Annotated in this window: 3 protein-coding genes; 2 read left to right on the top strand and 1 reads right to left on the bottom strand. The window is 62.6% G+C overall.

The genetic code is table 11. The features are described from left to right. Together EN781_RS29580 and EN781_RS29585 are read left to right on the top strand one after the other, a co-directional pair. Positions 1-1108 (top strand): hypothetical protein (locus EN781_RS29580; protein ID WP_210213509.1); only part of this gene is annotated, 1108 nt, incomplete at its 5' end. Next, positions 1105-2013 (top strand): hypothetical protein, encoded by a 909-nt coding sequence (locus EN781_RS29585; protein ID WP_127400600.1) that lies wholly within the window; start codon positions 1105-1107, stop codon positions 2011-2013. The genes EN781_RS29580 and EN781_RS29585, both read left to right, overlap by 4 nt. Positions 2014-2906: 893 nt before the next feature. On the opposite strand, the gene EN781_RS34925 is transcribed toward EN781_RS29585, so the two are convergent. After that, a partial coding sequence (locus EN781_RS34925) for a hypothetical protein (RefSeq protein ID WP_210213510.1) occupies positions 2907-3105 on the bottom strand: 199 nt, incomplete at its 5' end.

Here is a 3105-nt window from a genome sequence, read left to right on the forward strand (position 1 = left end):
ATCAGGCACCTCGATCATGATTCTTGACCCCGCGTTCGTCGGCGCCGATGGTGAGCATGCGATGAGCCTCGTGCAGGAGGCACTGCTCTGGTTCTTCTGGCCCCGGCTCATCGAGGACACGCCCGAGAGCCGGAAGATGCACTTCCGCATCTTCATCGAGGATACGGAATATCCACTGCCGCGGCCTGAGGACTTTCCTCCGCTGGATCTCTACGCACGTGCAATGAAGGCCTTGCGGACCGATCCGGCGAGTGGCGAGGAGATACGCTCCTTTCGGCCGAACAGGATGCTTGGTCGCTTGAGCATGGTTCGAGGGCTCCGGGCAGATCGAATCTCGCCGGCAGGTCGTGAGGGTAGCCTGTTCCCGGAGCGATCCGCCGCGATCGCAGTGATGCGGCCCGTGGAACTGGTGGTTCGCTACTACGAAGGTGTGCAGCTTCCCGATGATCGCTTCGAGTGGGCTGGTGTCTTTGTCGCTTCAGATGATCAGCTCGTCGAGGCTGCCTTCGCAGAAGCAGAGCCGCCCGCCCACGATGATTGGCAGTTCGAGGCGCTCGCCGACAAGGAGGCGCGCAGTATCGTGCGGATCGCCGTCCGCCGCATCAAGGTTGCCGCGGCAGAATATGCAAATCCGCCGGCGGCGGCGCCGATCGGCGGCGATACTGGACCGTCGCTTGCGACGGTCGCCGGCCTGTTTGGAAGGGTACTCGAGGGTGAAGGCGAAGGTGCAGGTCCTCGAGCCCCCGGGGGCGGCGGTGGCGGTGCAAGCCGTGGTGGCACCGGCGTCACTCGGCCCTTGTTCCTGAGACTGGAGGAAGGCCGGGACGGGCCTGTCGCGGTTTTCGAGATGGTCGTGAGGGGCGACGGCGCGGCAAACTCGCTGCTTCTTGAACCTGCACTTGTGATGGACGGCGGCACCGCAGCCGAAGCGCCGTCGACCGTCAAACCTCGTGTGCTCGACGCTCGCAATGAGCTCGGAGAATCGCTCGGCAGCGGGACGCGGATCGAGATCGGTGATCGAGTCGGCAGGTTCGAGGTGGCTGTTGCGATGCCATCCGATTGCGCCGTGACGCTCGGTGCGCGACTGTCCGCGGCAGCCGACGCATGAGCCGTATCGCCTTTCCATTCCTGACACTAGGGACCGACGCCGTGCAGGCCGGCCCATGGGTACTCGTCGAGAGCGATCGTGAAGTCGTCATAGAAGATCCCTGGATTGCGGACTGGGACAGCGGACGCGACGTGACCCTCAGGCGCCGGATTGCTGTCGATCTTGATATCGCCGCCTCACAGCTGCGGATCGACATGGCGCAGCTCGCCTTGGTGCTGTTGATGCGCGTCGGCACGGGTGCGGGCAACATGCCCCGAACGATCATTACAGCGACGCGTCGCGAAATTCGCGCTGGAGAAATTCTTCTCGAGGAGCGAGTGGCGGGACACAGCCTTTCCCAGCGCCTTCTTGCAGAGACAATGGTCCTCCTCGGCAACCCCGATCGAGGCGCACACATGCTGTCTCCGTCCCGACCCGCATCGAAGCTCTGGTCTGACCGGATCGATCTGCGTCTCGAGGGCGAGGAACCCAGATTCCCGATGGAATCACTGAGTTTCTCTCACCGCTTCGCCGGAAGGCCGGAAGCCTATGCGCCATGGTACCTGCACTGGGCTCCAGGCAACCTCCACCGGGACTTCGGCGGAGCTGTTCGACTTTTCCTCAACAGCGATCGCCCCGACTTCACCGAGCGTCTTCTCGCCGGCGATCGCGCCACCCTCCAGGTGGTGCTTGCCGATGTCATGACGCAGATCATCGCCACATCACTGCGACAATCCGATTTCGAGCAAGCGGTCGCGGAGAGCGACTCCCACTCTATAGCAGGTAGAGTCGAGTTCTGGATCCGGCTAGCGTTTCCCGGCCAGGACATCCAGACGATCCGGAGCATGCTCGATCTAAGGCCATCCTCGTTCCATGCAGCGGTTCTCGCCGCTGCGGACGTCGCGACGGAGGAGGCTCGAGCATGAGCGTGGCACTATTGCCGAGACTAGACCGCATCGCAGTCGACGCATGCCTGTCGTCCACCGCAGGTCTCATGGCCACCGTCGATGCAGGCCTGGGGTCTGCCCATTTTCCTGTCGAGACAACTTATGCAGCGAGCGGCGGAAGCCCAGTCCCCGACGAGTTCCTCCGGACACTCCGAACGGCTCTGCTCGAGATTGGGCATGCCTGCGGATTTCCGGACCGAGGCAGCGCCATCGAGCGAGGTCGGTTTGACGAGCTTACATCCATCCACCTTGCACAGGTGCCTGAGTTTGAAAGCGGAGAAGCACTGCGGGATGACGTGTGGGCATTCCTTGCGACAGTAGTTCTGCCTGACCTTGTGGCATGGCGATTCGCCGGAAGGCCAGCCGAGCGATTTCACGGGGGCATCCGCAATGCATTCCAGAGACTGTGGATGAGGGGGCGAATACTAGACAGAGGCCCTCGGACCGGCCGCCGCTGGGAACTGCTGGCAGAGCTCACTGAAGATGCTCTTGTCCAGATCACCGAGCGCCCATCCATCGGAAGTGACGCGCGACTTGCGCGCGGGTTCGCCGAGGCCTGGGTCAGGGCGGCAGCTCGGCTCGGCCGTCCGGCTATGGAAGATGTGACGCGGGAAGCCATCATCCGGCTGAGACTGCGAAATCAGATCCAGGTCCTCTCGGAGATTGAGGATTCCGAACTGGGGACCGTCATGGATTCTTTCTTCACCGGAGAGAGTAAACCGCCAGCGCCTGCCAGACCCGGTTGGGTTGGCCGCTTCCTCGGTCGGACCTAATCCGCAATTGGCCGCCCATCATGGTGCTCGCCTAAGCCTGAACGCCTCCCAAACCGGTCAACCGCCTGTGTTAGCTGGGACAAACCACCCCTGCTGCCGCTATAAAGCGAGCAGTGCATCAACTTCCTCGCGGACGACCGCCGGCGAGACGGACTCTAGCTGCTTGTCGAGCGGTGTGCTCGCCCAGTCGAAGATAGTGTGAAGACGGGTCCTGCCTTTCGACAGCCCCGACACACAGGGAAGATAGGAACGTGTCATCTGCATCTGTATACGGTAGCCAAGCAGCACAGTATCGCCG

This window comes from Mesorhizobium sp. M4A.F.Ca.ET.090.04.2.1 (assembly GCF_003999085.1).
Lineage (GTDB): Bacteria > Pseudomonadota > Alphaproteobacteria > Rhizobiales > Rhizobiaceae > Mesorhizobium.

Bases quoted from the DNA above. Each gene is read 5' to 3' on its own strand.
- EN781_RS29585 (WP_127400600.1), top strand. From the start codon at position 1,105: ATGAGCCGTATCGCCTTTCCATTCCTGACACTAGGGACCGACGCCGTG.